The sequence below is a fragment of the Winogradskyella sp. genome, from assembly GCF_013213835.1.
Lineage (GTDB): Bacteria > Bacteroidota > Bacteroidia > Flavobacteriales > Flavobacteriaceae > Winogradskyella.
Genome location: NZ_JABSSU010000001.1, coordinates 349,740 through 375,615 on the forward strand (window position 1 = coordinate 349,740; position 25,876 = coordinate 375,615).

At 31.8% G+C, this 25,876-nt stretch carries 28 protein-coding genes; 13 read left to right on the forward strand and 15 right to left on the reverse strand.

From position 1 onward, the window contains the following. Window positions 1–62: 62 nt before the first annotated feature. Complete coding sequence (locus HRU50_RS01655) at window positions 63–500, reverse strand: MotA/TolQ/ExbB proton channel family protein (RefSeq protein WP_296347465.1); 438 nt, start codon at window positions 498–500, stop codon at window positions 63–65. 15 nt (window positions 501–515) lie between these two features. Between HRU50_RS01655 and HRU50_RS01660 the strand changes: the two genes are divergently transcribed. The 6 genes from HRU50_RS01660 to HRU50_RS01685 all read left to right on the forward strand — a co-directional run bounded on the left by HRU50_RS01660 (window position 516) and on the right by HRU50_RS01685 (window position 6,370). Next, window positions 516–1,274: a LytTR family DNA-binding domain-containing protein gene (locus HRU50_RS01660; RefSeq protein WP_296347467.1), complete on the forward strand. Its 759-nt coding sequence runs from the start codon at window positions 516–518 to the stop codon at window positions 1,272–1,274. A 222-nt stretch (window positions 1,275–1,496) separates the two neighbouring features. Beyond that, window positions 1,497–2,843: a hypothetical protein gene (locus HRU50_RS01665; protein ID WP_296347469.1), complete on the forward strand. Its 1,347-nt coding sequence runs from the start codon at window positions 1,497–1,499 to the stop codon at window positions 2,841–2,843. A 182-nt stretch (window positions 2,844–3,025) separates the two neighbouring features. Further along, window positions 3,026–3,349, forward strand: coding sequence for a hypothetical protein (locus tag HRU50_RS01670; RefSeq protein ID WP_296347471.1), 324 nt, complete (start codon window positions 3,026–3,028; stop codon window positions 3,347–3,349). A 141-nt stretch (window positions 3,350–3,490) separates the two neighbouring features. Further along, window positions 3,491–4,288 (forward strand): MbnP family protein, encoded by a 798-nt coding sequence (locus HRU50_RS01675; protein ID WP_296347474.1) that lies wholly within the window; start codon window positions 3,491–3,493, stop codon window positions 4,286–4,288. Window positions 4,289–4,344: 56 nt separating this feature from the next. Next, entirely contained in the window at window positions 4,345–5,391 is a 1,047-nt protein-coding gene (locus HRU50_RS01680; RefSeq protein ID WP_296347477.1) for a cytochrome c peroxidase, read from the forward strand. A gap of 28 nt (window positions 5,392–5,419) precedes the next feature. Continuing rightward, window positions 5,420–6,370: a hypothetical protein gene (locus tag HRU50_RS01685; RefSeq protein WP_296347479.1), complete on the forward strand. Its 951-nt coding sequence runs from the start codon at window positions 5,420–5,422 to the stop codon at window positions 6,368–6,370. Window positions 6,371–6,412: 42 nt separating this feature from the next. Here the strand turns inward: HRU50_RS01685 and HRU50_RS01690 are convergent, their stop codons facing one another. Continuing rightward, window positions 6,413–7,351, reverse strand: coding sequence for a LysR substrate-binding domain-containing protein (locus HRU50_RS01690; protein ID WP_296347481.1), 939 nt, complete (start codon window positions 7,349–7,351; stop codon window positions 6,413–6,415). A gap of 137 nt (window positions 7,352–7,488) precedes the next feature. Further along, window positions 7,489–8,859 (reverse strand): hypothetical protein, encoded by a 1,371-nt coding sequence (locus HRU50_RS01695; RefSeq protein ID WP_296347483.1) that lies wholly within the window; start codon window positions 8,857–8,859, stop codon window positions 7,489–7,491. 133 nt (window positions 8,860–8,992) lie between these two features. On the opposite strand from HRU50_RS01695, the gene HRU50_RS01700 reads away from it, so the two are divergent. The 3 genes from HRU50_RS01700 to HRU50_RS01710 are packed head-to-tail and all read left to right on the forward strand — an operon-like array spanning window position 8,993 to window position 12,786. Further along, a complete protein-coding gene (locus HRU50_RS01700; RefSeq protein ID WP_296347484.1) occupies window positions 8,993–9,505 on the forward strand; it encodes an RNA polymerase sigma factor in 513 nt (170 codons plus the stop codon). Between the two features lie 51 nt (window positions 9,506–9,556). Continuing rightward, the gene (locus HRU50_RS01705) at window positions 9,557–10,489 is read left to right on the forward strand and encodes a FecR family protein (RefSeq protein ID WP_296347486.1); all 933 of its coding nucleotides are present in this window, start codon (window positions 9,557–9,559) and stop codon (window positions 10,487–10,489) included. 23 nt (window positions 10,490–10,512) lie between these two features. Continuing rightward, complete coding sequence (locus HRU50_RS01710; RefSeq protein WP_296347488.1) at window positions 10,513–12,786, forward strand: TonB-dependent receptor; 2,274 nt, start codon at window positions 10,513–10,515, stop codon at window positions 12,784–12,786. 55 nt (window positions 12,787–12,841) lie between these two features. On the opposite strand, the gene HRU50_RS01715 is transcribed toward HRU50_RS01710, so the two are convergent. From HRU50_RS01715 to HRU50_RS01745, 7 genes are all read right to left on the reverse strand, one after another. Continuing rightward, window positions 12,842–13,267 (reverse strand): DUF2141 domain-containing protein, encoded by a 426-nt coding sequence (locus tag HRU50_RS01715; protein ID WP_296347490.1) that lies wholly within the window; start codon window positions 13,265–13,267, stop codon window positions 12,842–12,844. Window positions 13,268–13,473: 206 nt separating this feature from the next. Further along, complete coding sequence (locus tag HRU50_RS01720) at window positions 13,474–14,805, reverse strand: DUF58 domain-containing protein (RefSeq protein WP_296347492.1); 1,332 nt, start codon at window positions 14,803–14,805, stop codon at window positions 13,474–13,476. A gap of 104 nt (window positions 14,806–14,909) precedes the next feature. Continuing rightward, a complete protein-coding gene (locus tag HRU50_RS01725; protein ID WP_296347493.1) occupies window positions 14,910–15,995 on the reverse strand; it encodes a MoxR family ATPase in 1,086 nt (361 codons plus the stop codon). Window positions 15,996–15,997: 2 nt separating this feature from the next. After that, window positions 15,998–17,194, reverse strand: a complete 1,197-nt coding sequence (locus tag HRU50_RS01730) for a DUF4350 domain-containing protein (RefSeq protein WP_296347496.1) — start codon at window positions 17,192–17,194, stop codon at window positions 15,998–16,000. Further along, the gene (locus HRU50_RS01735) at window positions 17,191–17,928 is read right to left on the reverse strand and encodes a DUF4129 domain-containing protein (protein ID WP_296347498.1); all 738 of its coding nucleotides are present in this window, start codon (window positions 17,926–17,928) and stop codon (window positions 17,191–17,193) included. The genes HRU50_RS01730 and HRU50_RS01735 overlap by 4 nt, the downstream gene beginning before the upstream one ends. Then, window positions 17,921–18,859, reverse strand: a complete 939-nt coding sequence (locus HRU50_RS01740; protein WP_296347500.1) for a hypothetical protein — start codon at window positions 18,857–18,859, stop codon at window positions 17,921–17,923. Before HRU50_RS01740 ends, HRU50_RS01735 begins: the two co-directional genes overlap by 8 nt. After that, on the reverse strand, window positions 18,846–19,823 hold the full coding sequence (locus HRU50_RS01745) for a stage II sporulation protein M (protein ID WP_296347501.1): 978 nt from the start codon (window positions 19,821–19,823) through the stop codon (window positions 18,846–18,848). Before HRU50_RS01745 ends, HRU50_RS01740 begins: the two co-directional genes overlap by 14 nt. A 23-nt stretch (window positions 19,824–19,846) precedes the next feature. On the opposite strand from HRU50_RS01745, the gene HRU50_RS01750 reads away from it, so the two are divergent. Both HRU50_RS01750 and HRU50_RS01755 read left to right on the forward strand, forming a co-directional pair. Then, window positions 19,847–20,590, forward strand: a complete 744-nt coding sequence (locus tag HRU50_RS01750; protein ID WP_296347504.1) for an RDD family protein — start codon at window positions 19,847–19,849, stop codon at window positions 20,588–20,590. Window positions 20,591–20,747: 157 nt separating this feature from the next. Next, window positions 20,748–21,359, forward strand: coding sequence for a trimeric intracellular cation channel family protein (locus tag HRU50_RS01755; RefSeq protein WP_296347506.1), 612 nt, complete (start codon window positions 20,748–20,750; stop codon window positions 21,357–21,359). Here HRU50_RS01755 and HRU50_RS01760 read toward each other — a convergent pair whose 3' ends face one another. Further along, window positions 21,360–21,779, reverse strand: a complete 420-nt coding sequence (locus HRU50_RS01760; protein ID WP_296347510.1) for a hypothetical protein — start codon at window positions 21,777–21,779, stop codon at window positions 21,360–21,362. A 31-nt stretch (window positions 21,780–21,810) separates the two neighbouring features. Continuing rightward, on the reverse strand, window positions 21,811–22,512 hold the full coding sequence (locus tag HRU50_RS01765) for a peptidylprolyl isomerase (RefSeq protein ID WP_296347512.1): 702 nt from the start codon (window positions 22,510–22,512) through the stop codon (window positions 21,811–21,813). 2 nt (window positions 22,513–22,514) lie between these two features. On the opposite strand from HRU50_RS01765, the gene HRU50_RS01770 reads away from it, so the two are divergent. Both HRU50_RS01770 and HRU50_RS01775 read left to right on the forward strand, forming a co-directional pair. Then, window positions 22,515–23,156, forward strand: coding sequence for a CoA pyrophosphatase (locus HRU50_RS01770; protein WP_296347515.1), 642 nt, complete (start codon window positions 22,515–22,517; stop codon window positions 23,154–23,156). 45 nt (window positions 23,157–23,201) lie between these two features. After that, a complete protein-coding gene (locus tag HRU50_RS01775) occupies window positions 23,202–24,005 on the forward strand; it encodes a 1-acyl-sn-glycerol-3-phosphate acyltransferase (protein ID WP_296347517.1) in 804 nt (267 codons plus the stop codon). A gap of 8 nt (window positions 24,006–24,013) precedes the next feature. Here HRU50_RS01775 and HRU50_RS01780 read toward each other — a convergent pair whose 3' ends face one another. From HRU50_RS01780 to HRU50_RS01790, 3 genes are read right to left on the reverse strand one after another with little or no spacing between them, the layout of a single operon-like run. After that, entirely contained in the window at window positions 24,014–24,643 is a 630-nt protein-coding gene (locus tag HRU50_RS01780; protein WP_296347519.1) for a hypothetical protein, read from the reverse strand. A 4-nt stretch (window positions 24,644–24,647) separates the two neighbouring features. Continuing rightward, window positions 24,648–25,142 (reverse strand): sigma-70 family RNA polymerase sigma factor, encoded by a 495-nt coding sequence (locus tag HRU50_RS01785; RefSeq protein ID WP_296347521.1) that lies wholly within the window; start codon window positions 25,140–25,142, stop codon window positions 24,648–24,650. 33 nt (window positions 25,143–25,175) lie between these two features. Continuing rightward, entirely contained in the window at window positions 25,176–25,862 is a 687-nt protein-coding gene (locus HRU50_RS01790) for a lysoplasmalogenase (protein ID WP_296347524.1), read from the reverse strand. Between the last annotated feature and the right edge of the window lie 14 nt (window positions 25,863–25,876).

Here is a 25,876-nt window from a genome sequence, read left to right on the forward strand (position 1 = left end):
ATGGGTTTAGATGGATGCTAGACCACCCTTTAATAGATAAAGTAGTCTTTTATTTTAGCGCTTTAAGCATGTAATAGAAATCTATTAAATAGCCAATAGAGTAAAATGGCCAAAGAAAATATAAATAAACCGTAAGCTGAAGTAATCATAGAAACCTTAAATCCATCTATAAATACATTTGGGGTACTAATAACCTCACCCATTTTAACAGCCTTAAATGCGGTAAACAGGCCGACTATTTGACCCAAAAGACCAAAAACTAAGGCCATATATCCCAGATGTCTAAGAGCATATAATTTTTTATCTGAACGTTTTGTTTTTTTTAAACAGAAAGCTAAAATTATAAAAACCGAAATAGTTATAATTATTAGAAGTATAATAGAAAGCATACTCATAAATATTGGTCCACCTCTATTAAATAAATTCGTCATTTTATCTTGTTTTTTAAATACTTCTGTTATTTTTTTGTGATTCAAAAATAACTCAAACTTTTTAATCAAACGATCGATTTTTGGATGAAACGAACCAATTTAATGCTATTAATTTATTGGGTTAGTATTCTTATTGCCTTAACATTAATCTTTGGGTTTAGCTGGAAAAGTTTTAATCTAGCATTCTACTTTTCATTATCTCTATTACCAGTAGTTATAGTGACAACTCATATTTTTAATTGGTATTTAGTTCCAAAATATTTACTTAAAAATCAGTATTTAAAATTCATACTTTATTTTTTCTATGTGATAATTATTTCTTTGTATCTAGAAATGTTAGTGTCGGTATTTTCCTTTGTGGTTATTGCTGATACCGATCAAAGTAAGGTAGATTTAGATGGTATATCACTATTTACTTTAACTATTACAATGTATCTTATTGTATTTGCCACTGGCTTTATTAGGTTTTTATATAAGTATAAAAAACGAGAACAAGATTTAAGTGAGCTTTTATTGGTAAAACACAAAAATGAAATAAGTACAATTACAGTTCGGTCTAATCGCAAAAACCAATTAATAAATCTTAGCAAGATTATTTATGTAGAGAGTTTAAATGACTATATCAAAATCATTACAGACCAATCAGAATTTACTTCTAGAAAAAGGATAAGTAATTTAGCACAAGAATTACCAGACTATTTTGTAAGAATTCACCGTTCATTCATTGTAAATAATAAAAGAGTAAAATCATTCACTTCAACAAACGTATTTATTAATAATACGTCCTTACCCATAAGTCGCACCTACAAGGACAACGCTCTTAAAAAATTGAGATCTAGTTAAGTTGCACTCATTTACTTAATTCTAACCGTTTTTTTAGGTAGAATTCACTTTTTGATATGGATTCTACATTGTGTGAAACTTATGTAAGACCTAATATTGTTTGCATAAATCCTTAAATTTTTAGCTATGCAATTATTTGAAATTCTGATTACGTTAATGTCTAGTATTACGGTGTTATCTTGTCTAATTTTTAAACAACCATTGTACCCGAAAGTCGTTATATTGATTTTGACAATATTATTACTCATCAATTTATTTTTTGAAGGCTACCGTTGGCAAATGTTACCCATTTATATAGTGTTTTTATGGGCAATAACTTTTTTAGTTAGAAAGCAAAAACTTGAACAATCTTCATTTTTAAGGATATTTAGATTTTTAGTATTCATTGTATTAATTGGCTCTGGTATTTTTCTTTCACTGGCACTTCCAATTTTTGATTTACCTCAGCCTAGTGGTGATTATAACGTGGGAACACATGACGTACTCATTGAATTAGATAGGGAAGAGGTTATTACAAAAAGTAAAACGGACAAAAGACAAATAATGGTTAAGGTTTGGTATCCGTCTAACGAGGTTGGATCTGTACAAGACCAATATATAGATAAAGGTGGTAGGCACGGCTTTGCTAAAAAATATAGCTTACCATTTTCAACCTTTAATTATTTAGATAAGATAGAAACTAATGTATATAAAGATGTAAAACTAGCAGAAGATAGTTTCCCTGTTTTAATATTTTCACATGGCTACAATTCTAAGGCAAATAATTATTATACACTTATTTCTGAAATTGTAAGTCAAGGGTATATTGTTTTTGCAGTAAACCATACCTATGAAAGTACTGGTACTACTTTTTTAGATGGATCTGAAGTTTATTTTAATAATGAATATGCCGAAAAAATTCAGCAAGATACATGGCAAGAAATGAAACCAGTGATCAACGCATTTAAAGAAGGATTATCGTTTCAACAAAGACACCCAATCGTAAGAAAAGCGTTAAAAGAATATTTTGTTAGAGAGATGGTAGAAAGATGGTCTCAAGATCTCAAAAGTGTTATTGATGAGCTTGAAGAATATAATAATAATGGGTTTTTTAAAAACAGTCTAGATTTGTCTAAAATTGGTGTTTTTGGACATTCGCGTGGAGGTGGTGCGGCTGGTGAGACGCTATTAACAGATGATAGAATTAAAGCTGGTGTTAATATCGATGGTGTGCAATGGGGAAAAATAGTTGATACCTCTTTTGATAATCCATTTTTATTTATTTCTGCTGATTGGCCTGAGGATAAAGAAGATTTAAACTCTCATGCTTATATAAGTAAAAGTAAGACAATCTTTTATGATGCAAGAATATCTGAAACAAATCATAGTAATTTTATGGATATTCCATTAATGGTGGGATTTAATTTTATTAGTGAAGCCGGTGAAATTGAACCTAAGTTAGCTCTTGAAATCACAAACAATCTTATAGTTTCATTTTTCGATAAACATCTAAAAGGCAAAGCCACAAGTATAGAGCCATTAACTTCGAGCTATCAAAATTTGAAACTTGAGGTTTTTGAAACTAAATAAAACATATTTTAATAGGTAAATTTCTATTGTTTGACAGTTTACGTTATTAAGGGGAAATAAAACAAAAAAAAGCGACTTACGAGTCGCTTTTTTTATTTTGAAAGTATACTTTTGTACTAAAATTTCTCAAGCTGAAAAGACTCGCTATTGCTATATTATTTCTTTCCTTTGCACTGAGACCCATGTTCTACGTAGGTAATGTGTTGTACTACCAACTAAATATAGATTATATAGTAGATACTTATTGCGTAAATAAGGATAAGCCACAGTTACAGTGTAACGGAAAGTGTCATTTAGCGAAGCAATTAAATACCTCTACAGGCGATGCAAGTCATGATGCCATTATGAATTTGTATGATTCTTTTTTTCCGGTATTTTCAGAATATCCTTACGATATTAAAGTAGAAAGTCAAGAACCTTGCAAAGGTAAAAAGGTTATTTTCACCGCAAATCAAAACTACACTTATGGTTTTGAGTATTTTCATTTTAAACCACCAATTGTTTAAGCTTATAAACAAAAGTTTACAACGTAAACACAAGTTTTTAGAGTAGTTATCACCATAACTGTTCTAACATAACTGTGCTATACTCTTATTTATGAGATGTAGCCCAAATGCCTTATTCAATTACAATTAAAATTATATAAAATGAAAATATTAAAATATACAATCGCACTTTTAATGTGTGCAACACTACTTAACTGTTCAAATGATGATGATCACTCAGAGGATTTAACAGGTCAAAAAGGAGATGTAGTTCTAAAGTTTGATAATGCTGTTGGTGACCAAGATTTTATTTTTGGTACAACATATAATAAATCAAATAACGAATCATTTGTGCTAAATAATTTAAAATATATTATTAGTAATGTTAGAGTTACAGATACTGATGGCAATACTTACACATATCCAACAGAATTAAATGCCTTTATAATTGATGAGGCTGATGGAAACAATGCTGGTGAAATTTTAGTAAACTTAGAGGATATTGATGCGGCAGATTACGCTGAGATTACCTTTGGGATTGGTATAGATCAATCACGATTTATTTTAGGAGCAGAAGGTCAAGGTGAGTTTTTAACTTTAGCTCAAGAAGAAGGCATGATGTGGTCTTGGGCAACAGGTTACAAGTTTGTAAGATTTGATGGTACATTTTCTACCTCAACTATAACAGATGAGGCATTAAATATTCATATGGGAAGTGTAGGTACAACCTTAGACAATTATAGAGAGGTAACCTTAACTTTTCCAAATACAGTAAGAGTACGCGACAACAAGTCACCAGAAATACACATTGTGGCCGATATATCTAAGATATTTGATGGAGAAACCTCAGTCAATTTTTCGGATGGATACAATCAAGTGCATACAAATGAAACCACGACACCTATAATTGCAAATAATATTCAATCAATGTTTATGGTGCACCATGTGCATAATGACTAAACGAGAATAATTCAACTACTAGAGTATTTACTCTAGTAGTTTCAAAACTATTAGTTATGAATAAAGTAAATTATTTACTCGTTTTATTGGTATTGTTGACCTCTTGTTCAGATGGTAACGATATACCGACATATCAGCCAATTGGTATGGAGGTACCTCAGCCGTCTAACTTTCCGCCAATTGAATATAATTTAGATAATAATCCTGTTACAGAAGATGGTGTACAACTTGGAAAGGATTTGTTTTATGAAGGTAGATTGTCATCAAATAATTCAATTCCTTGTGCATTTTGCCATGAGCAAGCCTTTGCATTTACGCATCACGGACATAACTTAAGTCATGGTGTTGATGGTGCTATAGGGTTTAGAAACTCACAGCCAATTCAAAATTTGGCATTTCATAATTCATTTATGTGGGATGGAGCGGCTTCACACTTAGATTTACAGCCCATTATTCCTATTCATAGTGAGGTTGAAATGAATGATAATTTTCCAAATATCATTCAAAAGTTAAAGGCAGATCCGTATTATAGAGATCAATTTGTGAGAGCTTTTGAAGATGGTGAGATTAATAGCGAGAACATTTTAAAAGCGCTATCTCAGTTTATGTTGGTAATGGTATCTTCAAATTCAAAATATGATAAATATGTAAGAGGTGAAGATAATGTGACTCTATCTCAGATTGAATTAGATGGTTTAGATACATTTCAGAACAAATGTGCGTCTTGCCATGCTACAGATATGTTTACAGATCATAGTTTTAAGAATAATGGTTTACCTGTAAATCCGCAATTAGATGATAAAGGACGTTTTAATGTTCTCGAAAATCCCGATGATTTGTACAAGTTTAGAGTGCCAAGTTTAAGAAATGTAGAATTTTCATTTCCGTATATGCACGATGGAAGATTTACAACTCTAGAAGCCGTATTAAATTTTTATGATACAGGAATGGTTGATAATGGTAACGTTGACCCTGTATTTATGAGAGAAGATGGCACTTTGGGTATAACACTGTCAGATTATGATAAGGAAAGCCTAATAGCATTTCTAAAAACATTAACCGATTATCAATTTTTAGAGGATGAACGTTTTGCAGAATTTTAAACAAAGTTTCCTATTTATAGGACTCTTGATGGTAAGTTTTACAATACATGCTAATAATGATTCTATTTGCATTGAGTGTGAATCTCATCCTGATGCTTGGTTTTGTGATTTATGTGCATGCACTACAAGTAGTGGAAGTTTAGGTTTTGGAACCTTAAACAATGTAAATTTTATTGGCCTAAGATACATTTACCAAACATTTGAATCTCGAAACGGTATTTTTGAAAACTCACCAAGGAGTAAAGAGATTTTTAATACTTATCAATTATGGGCACAAGTGCCTGTTTATAAATCAATTTATATAACTGCCACTGTACCATATCAAGATTTAAATAGACGTTTTGAAGGTGAAACAGAAGGTCTGTCTGGCTTAGGAGATGTAAGCGCAATTGGTTGGTATAAACTTCAATTTTATAAAAAAGAATCATCTAAAGAGGATGCTTTGGTAGATTTTAATAAGACTAAAGAACCATCAGGGCATTCTATACAGTTTGGACTTGGTATAAAATTACCAACAGGTGAATTTGAAGAAGCATTTGCTAATAATGTTAACCCAGGTTTTCAAGTGGGAACAGGAAGTGTAGATGGTATTTTTTCGCTGAGATATGATTATAGCGGAAATAGGTTTGGTATTAATACACTATTAAGTTATTATTTGAAGGGAGAAAATAAGAATGAATATCAGTTTGGTAATCAAATGAGTTATGCGCTCAACTTTTATTCAGTTTTTAAACAAGAAAAAATGAATATCATTCCATTTATAGGTGTCTCGGGTGATTTATATGAACCCATAAGACAATTTGGTGAAGTGTTAAAAGATACTGATGGTGATATTACAAATGCTTCAGTCGGATTAGAAGTAGCCATAAAGAATTTTGTGTTTGGTGCAAATTATACGCTTCCAATACGTCAGAATTTGTTTGGTAATGCTGTAGAAGCACAATCAAGAACTTCACTTTATGTGAATTATGTATTGTAAAGTAAATTGAAAGTCTGGAGAACAATAGATCTCCAGACTTTTTTATTTTGATAGCGGACTTATAATTTCAACATTACTAAAAGCAATCGCACCTCTAATAACACCTGAAATCACATCGTGAAGCGCATTTATAATCTGCATTTTTAATTCACTTTTGTGATAGATGAGGCTAACCTCTCTAGCTGGTGATGGTTCATCAAAATACCTCAGATTTACATTTTGTTTCTCTTTAATGTCCAAGGTGTGCATGTACGGTAACAGTGTCATTCCTAAACCTTCATTAGATAATTTAATTAAAGTTTCAATACTGCCACTTTCTAACTGAAAGTTATCATCCATCTGGTCTTTAAAGGATTTACAAAGATTAATAACTCCATCTCTAAAACAATGTCCATCTTCCAGGAGTAACATGTCATCAAGATCTAAATCGGCTACTTCAATCATTTGTTTATCTCTTAATCTATGATTTGTAGGAATATAAGCGACAAAAGGTTCATAATATAACGGACGTTCCTTAACGTTTTCACTTTCTAGAGGAGTTGCAGCTATTGCAGCATCTAAATGCCCGTCATTAAGTCTAGATAAAATTTCTTCGGTGGTAAGCTCTTCTATTTTAAGCTTCACCTTAGGGTATTTTTTAATGAAATTATTAAGAAACATTGGCAGAAGTGTTGGCATTATCGTAGGGATAATACCTAGCTTAAATTCACCACCTATAAACCCTTTTTGTTGATCTACAATATCTTGAATACGCTCAGCTTCATTGACAATATTTTTAGCTTGATTAACTATTTTTTGTCCAACATCTGTGAGCTCAATCGGCTTTTTGCCACGGTCAAAGATGACTACATCTAGCTCGTCTTCAAGTTTTTGTATTTGCGTACTAAGTGTTGGTTGTGTAACAAAACATTTCTCAGCAGCTTTAGTAAAGTTTTTATGCTCTGCTATTGCCAAGGCATATTTTAATTGGGTGATTGTCATTAAAATTGATTTAGACCATAAAAATACAAAAACCTCGATAGTTGACTCAAATTCTATGAATTAAAAAAGCTTTCAGATGTCTATCTGAAAGCTTTCTAATCAACTTAACTAACTTAACGAAGATCTTTTCTTCATTATTATTCGCAATCTTTCTCCAATGATAATAATTGTCCATTATTAGTTTGAAGAAGTATAAATTCGTCACTACATTCTGTCACTGTCCAAGTAATACCGTTCAATCCATCTAAAGGTGCGGCAATAGTAAGAGTCATAGTAATTACGCCATTAGGATTAGTAGAAATTTGCCATGTACCGCTTACCAAATCAGTGTCTGTTTCGGCAGTAAGAGTTCCATCTGCTTCAAAATCAATTTCAAAATCTGATTCTGGAGTTAATGTAGAGAATGCATACCATTCGCACTCCGCCAAAGAAGCGGTGATACTAGCTTCATCGCATTCTTGCGGGTTATTGTCATTTTCACAATCAACAAAATCATCAGAATCGAATCCTAGACATTCTGCAAAACATGCATTTGGGAAAACTTCTACAACAACTTCGCCAGTTGCAGTTACATACTGTACACATACAGGATCAATTGGTAAGTCTTCACATTCTTCGCAGTCATCATAGTAGTCGTCATCATCATAGTAATCATCATAACAATCTTCAATAACGTCTTCAAAATCTCCTGCACTGTTAATAGTTACCACCTCTGCTTCACCATCTTCTTCATCATATACTGTTACTGTAAAAGGATAAACAAAATCAAAAACATAAACATCGTAAAGTGCAGTGCCTAATTCTTCTTCTGAATTAATAGTAATTACCTCACCGCTTTCTGTTACAACAGATATAGGATAGTTTAATTCAAAGCACTCAAATCCACCAGCATAGTAATCATCCTCGCAGTCTTCTACAAAATCATCCTCACCAAAACCGTCACATTCAGCGTAACATTCGTTAGGGTATGTTACTATAAACGTTCCGCCATTAGGGTCTGTTACCTCAACACAAACAGGATCATAAACCTCAAAGCACTCACAAACCTCAAAATCATCAAATTCACAACTTAGGATTAACTCAATAAATTCTGCTTCATCATCAATTGTTTCAATTTCAATAGTGTCAGTATCGTCATTAAATGTTTCTACATCAAATGGAAAAGCAATACCATTAATGTAAAGTTCATCAGTTGAACCAATCATAACGTCGACTAATCCATCTAAATCGTTTACAGTTACAGTTGAACCATTGTTATAAGATAACGTCAAAGGATAAACAAAATCAAAACAGAAATCTAAAACTATATTTCCGGCAGGATTGGTTTCTGCTACAACATTACCATCTGCGTTAAATTTGGCTTGTAATTCATCAAGTGCAGTAGTAATAGATGTACTTTCTTCAGTTTGGTTTTGTGTGTTGTCTCCAATTGGTTCGTCATTTGTACATGATGTCACAATAAAAAGAGCAACAAACATGCTTAAAAAGGCAACTTTCAAATTTTTCATTTTAAATAGTTTTTTTGGTTTAAAATAGTTTTATTGAGGTTAATCAATTATTAGACAACACTAAAAATAAAAACCCTACTTTTTTTTTAAAATAATTTATTTTTAGTTTTGAGTGTCTAACCAAAATTCTCTGATGGCAAAGGATAAACCTAATATCTGTGATTCAAAAATATTTGAAACTATTTATAAAACTTATGCTAAAGATGTTAGACGATTTCTATTTTTTAAAACACAAAACATTGATAAGGCAGAAGATTTAATGCAAGATGTTTTTATTAAACTTTGGGATAATTGTAGTAAAGTAGATTATAACAAAGTGAAGAGTTACGTCTTTACCATTGCTAATAACATGTTTTTAAATGAAGTAAAGCATCTGAGTGTAGTTAAAAAACATAGGGAACAGATAAAACAAGAAAGCACTAATGAATCACCTGAGTTTGTAATGTTAGAGAAAGAGTTTATGGATAAACTTGAGAAAACAATTGCAGCATTGCCTGATAAACAACGCGAGGTGTTTTTAATGAATAGAATAGAGAAGAAGAAGTATAAAGAAATTGCCGAAGAATTAGATATAAGTGTTAAGGCTGTTGAGAAACGCATGCATCAAGCATTAGTAATAATGCGAGAGGAAATAGGAAATATTTAAAAATGTTGGTAGGGTTTTTTAATTTGAAGTTGTAGTAATAGGTAGAAGCGAATGAAAAAAGATAATTTACATAACGAGTCTGATGTTTTTTTAGCCCAATGGCTAGAAGGTAATCTTTCTGATCAAGAACTAAAATTATTAGTTAGTCAGGAGGATTACAATGCGTATATAAAACTTAGAAAAGGCCTCGAAGTCAATGAAAGGCTTAATGCGTCAATAGATGATTCTTTGGTTGCAATACAAGATCGTATAGAAAATGAGCAATCTAACGTAAAACCGTTATTTAGAAATTGGTCTGTAGGTGTTGCAGCATCTATTATTGTGCTTATTGGCTTATTTACGTTATTGCCTAATAGCGAAGTTCTTGTCCAAACAGGATTTGGTGAAAACCAAACCATAACACTACTAGATGGTTCTGAAGTAATACTTAATGCTAAATCGTCATTGTCTTATGATGAAGATAACTGGTTAAAGGATCGTAAATTACAGTTAACAGGTGAAGCTTATTTTAAAGTGGCAAAAGGTGAGACGTTTGAGGTACAAACAGAAAATGGTTCTGTCACTGTACTCGGAACACAATTTAACGTTAACTCATCTAAAGACTATTTTGATGTGGTATGTTATGAAGGAAAAGTCAGTGTGAGAACATTAGACCAGGAATTTATATTATTACCTAATGATGGTGTTAGAGCTGTAGAAGGAAAAACTACAAATAAATCTAAAGTTAAAGGTACAGCACCATCATGGATTAAAGGAGAAAGTACCTTTAGAAGTGTCCCTCTAAAGAAAGTGATTGAAGCTTTAGAAAAGCAATACAATATTAATATTGATGATGAGGAAATAAGTAATCAAGATATTTTTACTGGAAGTTTTCCTCATGATAGCTTAAATATAGCCTTAAAGACTGTTTTTGAAACCTTAAATGTAACCGTAATCTATAATGAAAAAGAAAAACGTAACATTAAATTGAGGTATAAAGAATGAGGTTAATATATATCTTGGTCTTAATGTTACTCCCAACACTAGCCTTTTCGCAAGAAGAGGCTTTTTACATTGAATTTACTGAGGTGTCCTTAAAAAAAGCGTTTGAGGATATTGAAAATATATATGATATTCATTTTTCTTATAAAGATGATTATATAAAGGATAAAACAATTAGTCTAGAAGGAAAGGCTAGAATATTACCCGAATTATTATTAGAACTTCAAGATATTACGAACTTATATTATCAAGTCGTAAGTAATAGATATGTTATTGTCAACCTATTACCAGATATACCGGCAAACATTGTAAAACTTGATAAAGTTGTACTCGAAGCTTATTTAACCGATGGTATTGAGAAAAATACTGGTGGCTCCTTTAATATTCAACCTTCTAAGTTGGGTATTTTACCTGGTTTAACTGAGCCAGATGTTTTAGAAAGTATACAACTATTGCCTGGTGTTTTAAGCCCTAATGAAACAGCCTCGGGTTTTTTTGTTAGAGGAGGATATGCTGATCAAAATAGAATATTATGGGATGGCATTAATATCTATCACAAAGGGCACTTGTTTGGTATGATTTCACCATTAAATCCCAATGTTGCTTCAAATATTAAATTCATTAATAAAGGAACACATTCACGTTATGGTGAGCGCTTATCTAGCGTTATTGATATTACATCTAGTAACGAAATAACAAACAACCTAAAAGCAGAACTTGGTGTTAATGGTATTAATGCTGATGCGGTTTTAAATATTCCGATATTAAAAGATAAATTGAGTTTACAGACGTCTTTTAGGCGCAGTTACACAGATATATTTGAAACGTACACCTTTCGTCAGCTCGCTAATAAGGTGTTTGAAAATACCAAGATTAACGAAAATGAAGATGGCTCAAATGACTTTTCTTTTTTAGATTATAATATAAAATTGAATTTTAAACCTCATAAGAATCACAGCCTTTTTGCAAGTATGATTCATATTGATAACCAATTAGATTATTTTTCAGAAGAGTTGGATACTAATAGAGAATTTAATGATGTCTTAGCAATTTCTAATACTGGTTATGGAATGGGTTGGAACATCGTCTGGAACGATAAATTAAGCCATTCTAATCAAGCCTTTTTCTCGGATTATGCCTTCAATTATAATTTTATTACCATTGAAGACAATGCTCAGGTTTCAAATTTTGAAAAACGAAATACCATATTCGATTCTGGTATATCCACTGAATTGAATTACAAACATTCTAATAGATTGAATTTTGATGTTGGTTATCAATATACACTCAAAGATGTGGCTTATGCGTTTATCAATACAACCAATGTGAGTTTAATCTTAGATTCCGAAGAAAATATAGTGCAAACTCATAGTGCATACGCAAATGTAGATTATAAAAATCCAAAACTATTTGATGTATCTTTAGGCTTAAGAACAACCTATTTTCAAGAGCTTGATGCCGTAAGATTAGAACCACGATTACTTATTTTTAAGGATATTTCTGATAAGTTTAAAATTCAGGCGAGTGCTGAAATTAAGAATCAAATTATAAATGAAATTGACGAAACAGTTTTTAGCGATTTGTCCCTCGAAAACAGAGTTTGGAGACTATCTAATGGTGAAAATTCCCCTATAATAAATAGCAAACATGGATCAATTGGGTTTATTTATGATTTTGGTGATATCAGTATAGATGCAGATGTATATTACAAAGAATTGGAGAATGTTTCAGCTTTGTCTCTTGGTTTTCTTAACCCAGAAAGTATTGGTTTTAATATTGGGGACCAGAATATTTTTGGTACAGATCTGTTTTTAAAAAAACGTTTTAATAAGTTTAATTCTTGGATTAGTTATTCCTTTAATAGAGCTAGAAGTCAGTTTAGAGATTTAAATAATAGTAGATCTTTTAAGTCAAAGTCAAACGTCACACATGCTATTTCAACAGCATTGAGTTACAAAAGTAATGGTTTTCAGGTAGCATTAGGGTGGAAATGGCAAACTGGTAGACCTTTCACTTTAGCAGATGAGACCACAGATGGTTTAGTATTTAATAATGGTGTTAATACAGGCGAGTTACCAGTGTATCATCGATTAGATTTATCATCTACGTATACCTTTAAAATGTCTAAGCAAAATAAACTAAGAGGTAAAGTAGGTCTATCTATTAGAAATCTCTACGGAAGAAACAATATTATTTCTAGAGAATATCGAGGTAATAACAGTCTTAATGATCCTGTAGAGTTAATTGAGCGCATTTCATTAGGCTTTACTCCTAATGTTATGTTTCGTGTGTATTGGTAAAAGAAATGCCTTCACAAAAATGAAGGCATCTGAATATTGTTTAGTTGGGTTTTACTTAGAATCTAATATTTAAATCTAAATTTTCATTTGCTACTTCAAATTTGGCATCATCATAGCTTGGTGGTCCAAATGACATGTTGTTATTAGACATGCCGTAAGACTCTTTAGGCATTCCATTTTGTTCAAAGTCCATACGATTATTTTCGTTTTCGTCATGTAATGCCATAATAGCATATTCACCAGGTAGGACATCTTCGAAAGTTACGGTTACTTTTCCGTCTTTAATTTCGGTTTCTACATTTTTAATGCCTTTACCTTTCATAAAAGTTTCTGATGTATGCAATGCCATAACAACTTTACCATTGTCGTTTTTTACATTATCTATGGTAACTGTTATAGTAACACTAGATGCTGTCGAGTCTTGAGCAAAACTAATTAATGAAGAAAAAACTAAGGCGATGGTTAAAAATAAATGTTTCATAATAAAGTGTTTTAAATAGTATGTGTTGATTGATGAGTCAAATATCTAACAAACGCTTCTTCTAAGGTAATTGAAATTACTGAGTTGTAGAATTTAGGTGATGAGTTGTTATTTGGAGTAATTAGGGATTAGTAAATAGTAGTTTAAAGTATGAAGAGAAACTTATTACTAAATACTCTGAACTGTATACTGCCAACTAAACACTATCACAACAATCCTCTAGCTTTTATTTCTAAGTATTTATTAATAGTATTAATTGTTAGATCTTCTGGTGCCGTTAGTATTGACTGGATACCATATTTTTGAAGTTCACTTACTATTAAACGTTTTTCAAATGCAAATTTCTCTGCGATAACTTTGTCATAAGCCTGCTGAACGGTTTCTGCTGGTTCAGAAATTAGAGAATTGAGTTCGGTATTTTTAAAGAAGATAACAACCAGTAGATGATTTTTAGCAATACCTTTTAAATACGGTAATTGTCTGTGTAAACTATCTAGAGTTTCAAAATTGGTGTACAACAACATTAAACTGCGGTGCGTAATGTTACGTTTTACATCTGCGTAGAGTCTACTGTAATCACTTTCAAAGAAATCTGTACTCACATTGTATAAAGTCTCTAAAATGAGATTCATCTGAGAGGTTCTGCGTTCAGCAACAACAATGTTTTCAACCTTTTTGGAGAATGCTAAAATCCCAGCTTTATCTTGTTTTTTTAAGGCAACATTAGATATGACGAGTGACGCATTAATAGCGTAATCTAGAAGTGTTAAACCATCAAAAGGCATTTTCATTACACGTCCTTTATCAATAACGGAATAAATAGGTTGTGATTTTTCATCCTGAAATTGATTCACCATGAGTTGATTACGCTTAGCTGTAGCTTTCCAGTTTATGGTTCTAAGGTCATCGCCAAGTACATAGTCTTTGATTTGTTCAAATTCCATGGTGTGGCCAATTTTACGAATCTTTTTTATCCCATATTGATGCAGATTATTACTAATAGCTAGCAAATCATACTTACGTAGTTGCATAAAACTCGGATAGGTAGGTACCATAGCCTCATCATTGTACCAAAATCGTCGTGCAATAAGACCAAATACCGTAGTGACGTAAATATTTAGTTTACCAAAGTGATATTCGCCGCGTTCAACAGGTCTAAGCTTATATTCAATTTCTGAGGTGCTTGTTGCTTTTAATTTTCTGCTTATGTTAAAATCCCTCACCTGAAATTGTTCAGGTATTTCATCTATAACATTAATGAAAACATTAAAAGTGTAGTAGTTTTCAATAATTAATCGAATAGGATTTTGATCGCCATTAGAAAACTTTTCGGGCAATACACGTTGTCCTTTAACCCCATTTTTAGCAGCAAATAATATGATCGTATCTAAAACCGTTAATGTAACCAATAATAACAAAACTAATTTGGTAATGTTAAAGAGTCTCGGAAAAATGAAACTCAACACAAACAACACCATAATACCTATGCAAGCATAGAAGAATCTGTTTTGTAAATAAAATGGTTTAATACGTTTCAAAGGTTAGTATTTAGCGATTAGTAATAAGTAATTAGGCATAAGCAATATGTTTATTTTCTTATTTGTGTCTTCAAGCTTCGGTCTCCCAACTTCCAACTTCAGTCTTACCTAGGAATTTCTACTGCCTCAATGATTTGTTTTATAATTTGTTTTGTGGTTACACCTTCCATTTCGCGCTCTGGTGTAACAATAACTCTATGCTGAAGAACTGGGATTGCTGCACGTTTAATATCTTCTGGTGTTACAAAATCTCTTCCGGCCATAGCAGCAAATGCTTTACTAGCTTTTAAAATAGCTATAGAAGCTCTTGGCGAAGCACCTAGATATAAAAACGGATTACTACGCGTATTGATTATAATATCAGCTATATATTTTAAAAGATGTGTTTCTATCAGAATCTGTTCTACCAAATTTTGAAACTTAGTAATTTGATCTTTCGCAAGGTGAGACGTCACCTGATCCGTTTTTGTATTACCCTTTAAATTTTGTTCCCTATTTAAAATTTCGATTTCTTCTTCTAAATTAGGATAATCAATATCTATCTTAAATAAGAAACGATCTAACTGTGCCTCAGGTAATCTGTATGTGCCTTCTTGTTCAACAGGGTTTTGGGTTGCCAAAACAATAAAGGGTAAATCCATTTTATACTTATGTCCATCAATAGTGATTTGACGCTCTTCCATAACTTCAAATAACGCAGCTTGGGTTTTTGCAGGTGCTCTGTTAATTTCATCAATAAGCACCATGTTAGAGAATATAGGACCTTGTTTAAATTCAAATTCAGAAGATTTCATATTAAATACAGATGTACCTAAAATATCACTAGGCATTAAATCTGGTGTAAACTGAATACGACTAAAATCTATATCTAACGATCTTGCTAATAACTTTGCCGAAATAGTTTTGGCTACTCCAGGAACGCCTTCAATAAGTGCGTGTCCGTTTGCTAAAATGGAAGCAATAAGCATATCTATCATTTCTTTTTGGCCAACAATAACTTTGCTTATTTCGTTTTTAATTAAGGAAATACCTTCTTTCAATTCTGAAAGATCAATTCGATTTTCAAAATTGATATCCTCAGTATTACTATCAATGATATGTTCTAAATGTTCAGATAAATTTTCTTCTGAAGCATTGGTGTTGTTCTCTTCAGTGTTTTCTGGTGTTAAGTCGTCGTTTTGCTGTTCCATAATTATCTGTTATAAAAGTCTTCTATTGCTTTGTTCAATTTTAATAAATCGTCCTCATTACAAAATGATTTTGATTTTAAATATGCAATTTGGTTGATTAATGCTTTAATGTTTTTATCATTCTTTCCTGATTTTAAAGATAAATTTTTAACAAACTTATCATCTAAAACTTGAGTATCTAAGTAATAAACACGTCTTATATACTCGAGGAAATATGTGATTTTTTTATTTATAAGATTATCGTGATCTTTTGTTTCGTAATATAGATTGCCAATTGTTTTAGCGAAATCAACAGTTGTATTTTCTAGTGGTTTAATGACCTTAACAACACGCTGTTTTCGTTTGGCATTAAAAATCATAAATATCAGTGTTGTAATTAAAACTAGATACCAGGCCCATCGTAAAGCAGGTTGACTTAAAATAAATCTTAAAGGCGAATTGCTAAGTGATTTCCTTGATTTATTTCTAGAATCAAAATAAATGGTTCTTTCCCCAAGATAAGACATTGCTGCTGCCGCATATTTTTGATTGTTCTTTTTAAGTAAATTGTAGTTTGTGAATGTTACTGGTTGCGTATGCAAATAAAAATGACCTTTTCCCCATGGTGTTTTAATGAAGTTAGCATGAGATTTTTTTTCAAATTTTTGATACCCTAAAACAGTGGTATATAACGTGTCAATCTTTGAAAAATGGATGTTGCTTAAACCTTTTTCAACTGTAATACTATCCTTTTTAAAGGATGTATTAGTAAAAGAAAGTTGTCCAGTACCTTTAAAACTGTAATCGTTATCAGTTCTAAAACCAAGGGAATCCACAAGCTTATTCGGAAAATACTCCGATGAAATAAAAACATCATTCCCTGCGGCCGCAAAGCTAAGTAGTTCCTCAGCCGACGTATCATCAATATCAGACTTTTTATCTATGTAAAGATATGAGCCAGAAATTGTATAACCACCATCATCCCAATTGTAGTATTCATCAAAATACTCATAAGGTGTCACTCTTATATCTTTGACTTTACTTTCTGGAAACAAGGTTTCAAGTTCTTCATAAAGCACATATGTCCCGAATGGGATTTTATGTGTTTCATTAAACGTATAATCCCAGTTGACAGGTTGTGGTGTAGAAAATTCAACAATTATGATACCCACAAAGAGCATCACTAATATTCCGATATATATTCTCAGCGATTTGTTCATGACTTAATTGAATTTAAGAATTGAGAAAACGCTGATTTTGCTTTATTGAATTGGGTGTTATCAATATCAAATTCGCCATACCATATATAATTATAGAGGTAAGACGTGTAAGAGAACTCCTTTTTTGTATTCTCAGATGTTATTTCGTAATAATAGTCGCTATTTGTTTTTTCTACATCATATTCAATTATTTCGGCCTGTGAAAGTTTCTTAAGAAGCCATAAGTAATAGTATCTAATGGCTAAACGATAATTATTTTCTTCCTCAGCCGATGTAATAAGCTTTTTAAAATCTGCTTCATGGATATTACTTTCTATATCGGTAACCGGAATAATGTTTTTATCTGATGATTTTCCGAAAATCCATTTGCCTTCTTTATTAATAATGGCTTTAACAATAAAGAAAATGACTAATAAGAAAATGACAACATAAAATACCTTTAGCATTAAATCAACAGCATCATTGGCTTGAGCGTCAGAACCAAAATCGAATAAATCTTTAAAAAAATCCGCTAGCCATTGTTTAAAACGCGTCCACCAACCAGAGTTTTCTATGGTGCGCTCATATATAAAATCATTACCAGAATACTTTTCTTTGAGATCTTCAAATTGTCTTTTTTCAATTGGATCGTTGTCTTCAGAAACAATAATAGATGATTGAATTGCAAGTACTGTTGAGGTGACGAACAACACAATTACTGTAAAAGCGATATTTAAGAATTTAAGTTTACTCACCTGTTCCTATAAGGTCTATATCACTTTTAGTATTAATATTTTCAATATCCTCTTTTAGGCTATAGAACACAACGCCTTGATTGAGTTGTACAATAACATTAAGAACAATACTAAAGACAAAGGTTAGGATGAACATTAAAGCAAAAAGAACCATGGCAGATTTAGTGAGTTCTTCAGGATCAGGATTTGTGCCAGATTCTATACCCATGAGCAAATCTCCTAAAAATATAAAATAAGGTACTAAAGTCACCACATTTTGAACAATGTAACTCATTAAGAAAAATAAGCCAACGCAAATAATTGCAGCCCAAAACTTAGAGCTAATAACTGTCCATGCGTATCCAAATGCATCCCATATGCTTTTCTTACCTTCTATATATTCCATTAAAGTACTTTGAAAAAGTAAGCTAACGGCACCAACTACTACAGGTAGCATTAACATACCTATGATGGTAATCATTAGAATAAAACTTATAATAAATGCAACAATACCAATTGGAATTATCAGTAAAATTGAACACAATAAAAAGATGCAGATTTTACCAATATTACGTTTGTATTCATCAAAAATGTCTGAAGCCTTAAAGGCCTTGCTGTCATGTTTAGCATATAGCTTTAGATAGATTGGTACAAATGCATATTGCGTAACGCCAGCAGCTAAAGCTACAAATAAGAAAACAAGCATAAATATTAAATACGTACCAGCATTTTCATTGATAAACTGCTCAACTTCACTTGGATTATTCTCAATGCCTCCAAAAAGGATTTCGCTATAAAATTTTAAAAAGAAGTATCCCAATACCATAAGTATGAGTAGAAAACCACCATTTATAATGAAATAATTTTTGAATAAATGGCCACCATTTTTTCTTAAGAAAGCAAAGGTGTCTTGAAAAAATAAACCAAAATCTCGCGACTTATATAATTGCATGCAGTTTTTTAATTTTTTTGTTTACAATGAATGGATAAATCAAATAGTAAAAAGAGATTAAACTCAGCGTGAAAAGGATAATACTAACAGAAAGCCAATTGGGCATTGTATTGGAATAACGCGTTACATAACCTTCTAAGAAGCCCGCAGCTATAGTAAATGGAAATGTGCTAATTAAAATTTTTACCCCATTTTTCACACCCATTTTAAATGACGTAAGTCTAGAGAATGTCTTTGGAAACAGTATGCTTGCCCCAAGCATAAGACCCGCAGCACCTTCAATAACTATTGCAAATATTTCCATCGATCCATGAATCCAGATGCCTCTAACACTTTCCCACAAAACACCTTCTTTTTGAAAAAAGTATTGAAATGCTCCTACCATTATTCCGTTGTTTAGCATTACATAGGCTGTTCCTAAACCACCAAAAACTCCATAGATAAAAGATATAATACCGACATACAAGTTATTAAGTGTAATACCAATAAAACTGCCCCAATTACTACCGCTTTTGTAAACTGCCACAGGATCCCCTGCTTCAATATTCTCTAAGGTTTTATTAACATAGGCGTCTCCCAATATAAGTCTTACAAAAGCATCATCGTAAGCTGCTGACAGTGCACCAATTGCAACAAAGCTTAAAAAGATGATAAATGCATACAGTACATATCTTCTGTGTTCATAAACAATTAATGGTACTTCAGTTTTCCAGAAAAAGATAAATTTATTAGAGTCTTCTCTCTTTGTCTTATATATTTTCTGGAATGCTCTTGCTGTGAGGTTATTTAAATATAGAATTGTCTTACTTTTGGGATAATATGTTTGGGCGTAAGATAAATCGTTTACTAATTGAATATAAAGAGAAGCGAGCTCATCGGGATTTTTAAGTTTTTTTCCGAAAATAGCTTTTTCAAAATTAAGCCATTTTTCTTTATTTTGTTTAATAAACGCAACTTCTCTCATAGGCACTCAAATTAAAGCATTTAATGGTAGAGTTACAAATAAATACAACACAAAACGTTAACATTAATTTCATTGCTGCAAGTGTTGGAGAACGCATACTTGCGTTTCTTATAGATTGGGTGATTAAAATTGCCTATATCGTTGTTGTATACCAGATTATATTCAACTTATTTAGTATTGATGATTATCTAAAAGGTATGGATGATTGGTCCTACATAGCCGTTATTGCATGCTTTTATTTGCCTGTTATTTTTTACTCTTTGCTGTTTGAAACTTTCTTAGATGGACAAACCATTGGAAAGCGTATTATGAAAATAAAAGTGGTGAAAATAGACGGTTATCAAGCAGCTTTGTATGATTATATTGTGAGGTGGTTTTTTAGAATTGTAGATTTAAATATGTTGTCTGGTGTTGTTGCACTAATAACCATTGTAACAAGTAAGAAAAGTCAGAGACTTGGTGATATGACTGCCGGTACTTCTGTAATTACACTAAAGAATAAGGTAAATATCAGTCATACAATTCTCGAGGATCTAGATAATGATTATGTACCAACCTATCCGAGTGTTATAAAATTATCAGATAATGATGCTCGAATCATTAAAGAAACATATATAAGAGCAAAGGCGGCAAGAGATTACACAACACTCATTAAACTAAGAAAAAAAGTGGTTGAAGTCATTGAGCTTAAAGAATATAATGAGAATGACATTGAGTTCATTGATATCATTCTTAAGGATTATAATTATTACACTCAAAACATGTAAGCAGAGAACCAAGTTTTGAAAGAAAACTTGTGTGAATCGCTTATGCTGAGCGTAGTCGAAGTATCTCAGAGAACCAAGTTCGAACAAAAAGATACAGTTGTAGAGAGTTAAGAAGAAAATAAACTATAAAGATTCCGTGTCATGCACGGAAATAAATATGTTTTTTCAAGTTTTAGATATTTTAGGAACGATTGCTTTTGCAATTTCTGGTGTTTTAGTTGCAATGAATAAGCGCATGGATCCCTTTGGGGTTTTAATAATTGCTTTTGTAACTGCTGTTGGTGGTGGTACACTACGAGATATTATGGTAGGAGTAGAGCCTGTATCATGGATGCGAAATATGACTTTCGTATATGTTATTATTGCTTCAACAGTATTTGCTGTCATTTTTAGAAATAAATTAAAACATCTTCGTAGATCACTTTTTTTATTTGATACTATCGGTATAGGTCTTTATACTGTTGTTGGTATTGAAACAGGTCTAGTTGCCAATCTGCATCCAATAATTTGTGTAGCACTAGGTACAATGACTGCTTGTTTTGGTGGAGTTATAAGAGATATTCTTTGTAATGATATACCAGTAATATTTAGAAAAGAAATTTATGCTACTGCTTGTATTATTGGTGGCTTTACGTATTTTTTACTTAGATTGTTTTTAGATGATCAAAATTATTTGTTTGTCATAGCTGGATTTGTGGTCATCACAATTAGATTGTTGGCAGTTAAATTCAAAATAAGTCTACCAAGTTTGTATAAAACTGAGGCATGATTATACATCGTGTTCATCTAAAAGTGCATTGATAATACCTGTTCTTAGTGTATAGTCAAATGAAGAAATTAAAGGGTCTATTTCGCCAATAATAGCTTCAATTTCATTAAGAATAGTTGCTAATTCTTTATAGTATTCTAGCAGATTCACAGGATTAACGTTGTATTCATTACTCCATTCTAAAACATCCTGACTTTCTTTATAAGTCTCTAGTGCATATAACACAAGAAACCAATTAAAAATGGGGTTTTTAGAGGTAAAGTCACTAAATTCGTCATCAATAAGAATGTTCCAAGATTGTGATAGTATGGTCAGTTTTACAAAAAAGACACCTGATTTTACAATTTTATAAGGCTCAGAAATCTTTATCTCATACTTTTTATATTGGCTTTTAAGAAGAGTGATTTCTTGATAATCCATGTTTAAAAGAGTAAATCTTCAATGAAAAGTATTATTGAATAATTTCAACTTTTCTAATATAAACATTCTGAAGTGGCCATTCTCCTTCATCAGTTTTTACCGAGTTAATTTTTTCAACCACATCCATTCCAGAAATCACTTCTCCAAATGCCGTGTACTCACCATCGAGATGTGTGGCTTTTTTTCTGTTCATTACAATAAAAAACTGAAATGGTGAAGCCATTTTATAGGCATTTTCTATTTCGCTACTTGGCATAGAAATCACACCACGTTTGTGAATATAGCCACGCTTTGTGTCTGGCGGTAAAAGGTATTTTCCTATTTTTCTACGTCGTTTGGCTATATTGTAATCATCACTGCTGCCACCTTGTATCACAAAGTCTTTTACTACTCTGTAGAATTGCGTGTTATTAAAATATTCACGTTTTGTGAGATAAATAAAATTAGCTCTATGGAATTTTGTTTTATCATAAAGCAGAATGTCTATAGCACCAAAATCAGTTGTAATTCGTACTTTATTTTCTTTATTAGTCTTTTCATATTCTAAAAAGAATTCCATGGCGTTAGCATCGGTAAGAATAGGGAACTCAGGTTTTGGACCTTCTTTTTTTGGTTCTTTAGGTTTTTTAGAAATAGAATCAATTTGTTGAGCTGATTCAGTTTGTTTTGGAGATTGCTTATCTTCACAATTAAATATGGTTAGTCCTAATAATAAAACCAATAAAAATCTCATAAATGCGCTTTAGTACGTTTGTTGAATCCGTAGTAAAAATAAAACATCTAGAACTAACAGGTGCCTCTTCTCATGCTAAAATGTCACCACCATACAGATTAGAACTTTTAAAGCAGACAAAGTCTAAAGCAAAGAATGCTAAAGTTGCTGGTGTTTTGGCTCTGTTTTATCCAAATGCAAAAAATGAGACTTGTTTGGCACTCATACTAAGAAAGAGTTATAAAGGAGTACATTCAGCACAGGTTGGTTTTCCTGGTGGGAAGTATGAAGAAGAAGATTATGATTTAGAGATAACAGCCTTAAGGGAAACTAAAGAAGAAATTGGTGTACTTGAATCTAAAGTAGAGATTCTTAAAAAGTTATCCTTACTTTACATTCCACCTAGTAATTTTATGGTACATCCTTATTTTGGAATTTCTAGAGAAACCCCAAATTTCATAAAACAGGAAGAAGAGGTAGAAGATATTTTAGAGGTGACACTGCAAGATTTTTTAAAGAGTGAAAGTGTTATACAGACCAAAGTACCGACGTCTTATGGTGTTGAGGTTGAGGTGCCTTCATTTTATTTGAATGAGCATATAGTTTGGGGAGCCACAGCAATGGTGCTTGGTGAGATTAAAGACTTGTTAAAACAACTTTTATAGCTCGGCTTATTTGTTACATTTGTAGGCTGGAATTAATAAAAATTCATGGGATTATTTAAAAGAAACCCTTTTGGGCACATATTATTTGTAAAAAAATGGTTGATTAGAATTCTAGGTGTATTAACACATCAAAGATTCAGAGGTTTCAATGAACTACAGATTGAAGGTTCTGAGTACATTAAGGATTTACCAGATACAAATGTGCTTTTCATTTCTAATCATCAGACCTATTTTGCTGATGCAATTGCTATGTTTCATGTGTTTAATGCAAGCTTAAGTGGTAGATCTGATAATATTAGAAATGTTGGCTATTTATGGAAACCGAAGCTTAATATGTATTATGTAGCGGCAAAGGAAACCATGAGAGCCGGACTTTTACCAAAAATTTTCGCTTATACAGGTTCAATAAGTATAGAACGCACATGGAGGTCTCAAGGGCAAGATGTTAACCGTCAGGTAAAGATGAGTGATATTAGTAACATAAAAAAAGCCTTAGATGATGGTTGGGTAGTGACATTTCCACAAGGAACCACAACCCCATTTAAACCAATTAGAAAAGGTACGGCACATATTATAAAGCAATACAAACCTGTTGTTGTTCCAATTGTTATTGATGGTTTTAGAAGATCATTTGATAAAAAAGGACTTCGAGTAAAGAAGAAAAATATATTTCAAACCTTTGTCATTAAAGAGCCTTTAAAAATAGACTACGAAAACAATACAATTCCTGAGATTGTTGAGATGATAGAATATGCTATCGAACAGCATCCATCTTTCTTAAAAGTACTTCCTAAGGAAGAGGTTAATGAGGATAAAGAACGTATAGATAAGGAATTAAGAAACGGTTAATTTCCTTCTTAGATTTCTAGTTTTTTTATCTCATTATAATTTCTGTTTAGACGCTTAAGTAGAATCCCATATAGCAGTCTGTAAAATCCCCAAATAACTAATACAAAAACACCAGTTACTAAAAAAGTAATGGCATAAAGTAATATCATTTGTGTAGAATCGAATGCCTCAATTTGGTCATGAAACTCTTTATTTTCGTTAAACTCAAATATTAATGAAAGTGGTATTGAGATGAAAATCATCACTAAATTATACAGCACGTAGTATTTAATGATCTTACGAGTTCTTAAAATACTCTCCATTAATTTTTTAGCACTATCTGTGACAGAGATAGATTTATGGGCTTTGAATAATAAGTAAACAAAAAGGAAGATGACTAAAAAGCCGAAAACAGAAATAGCTACAAACCACGGGTTTTCATAACTCGTGTTAAAGCGTTCTCTGTAATTATCTGAAATAAAGAAAGGGACAGTTGTTAGTAATATCCAAAAAGCCATTTCGGCAAGACTAATGTGAAACAACATCTTTACTATAGATGAGGATTTTTTATGCAGCATAGGATAAATCTCTGAGTTGTCATAACTCTTATATTCCGTTCCTTTTTGCCAATCTTTCTTTAATAATTCTAATTCATCCATAACATTACGGATTTAGTATAGTTCTTAATTTCTTTTTTACACGATTCATTTTTACTCTGGCATTAACTTCTGTAATACCCAATGTTTCGCTTATTTCTCTGTAATCTTTATCTTCTAGATATAAGAAAACTAGAGCTTTTTCAATATCGTTGAGTTGATGAACAGCATTGTATAACAGCTTCAATTGTTGCTCTTCTGTATCATCATATTCTTCAGCTCTTATTTTAAATTGAACATTATCAAACTCTTGCGTTTGTATACTTCGTTTAGACTTTCTGTAAAGTGTAATGGCAGTATTTAATCCAACACGATACATCCAAGTACTAAATTTTGCATCACCTCTAAACTTCGGATAAGCTTTCCAAAGCTGTATGGTAATTTCTTGAAATAAATCGTTGTGCGCATCTACGTTATTTGTGTACAGGCGACATACCTTATGCACAATGTTTTGGTGCTTCTGCAACTGTTCAACAAAACTATTTTCGAGTTCTTTGTTCAATAGATGATAAATGGTTAGTTATTGTGTTAGTAGTTACTTTTTGGAGTTTGTTACATTAATTTTTAAAATTCCTAAAACAATCAGAAATTGTGCAGTAGCATAGGTTATCATAATACTAATTCCAGAGAGAGGAATTGGCTGATAAAACTTATTTAGCGCCAAAATACTGTCTGAGATTATAAAGAATATAGCTCCAATAAAAACCAATTTGAAACATATAGTATTCACATTCAATTTTCTCATAAATGCGGTCGTGGCCATACTTAAAATTACAGCCATGTATACAATTACAGGTATAAGCATACTTCCTAGACCATCACTTAGTAAATAAAACATGCCAAAACCGTAAACTAGCATAAGTGTTATAAACCCAATGGGATTTGTTTTCTTATTACGATGTTTCAAAAAGACTAAGATGTACATGATATGTGCAATCAAGAATGCGATAAGACCAAAAGTGAAAAAATGAGGTGAATGCTCTACAAACATCAATAAGACATCACCAAGAAGTGAAAACACTAAAGCCGATAAGGTTAGATTTTTTATGGCTTTAGGTAAACTATGAGATGTTTTAACGAATAAAAAAATCAAACTCGTTAAAATGGCTGGTTTGGCAATATAATGAACCGTTTTTAGTGTTTCTGTATTTCCGGTAATCAATTCAAAAAGAACGATACAAAAGAATAAGATAAAGAATTGTTTTTCGGTGTTGGTTAGCATACTTGGTCCAGTTT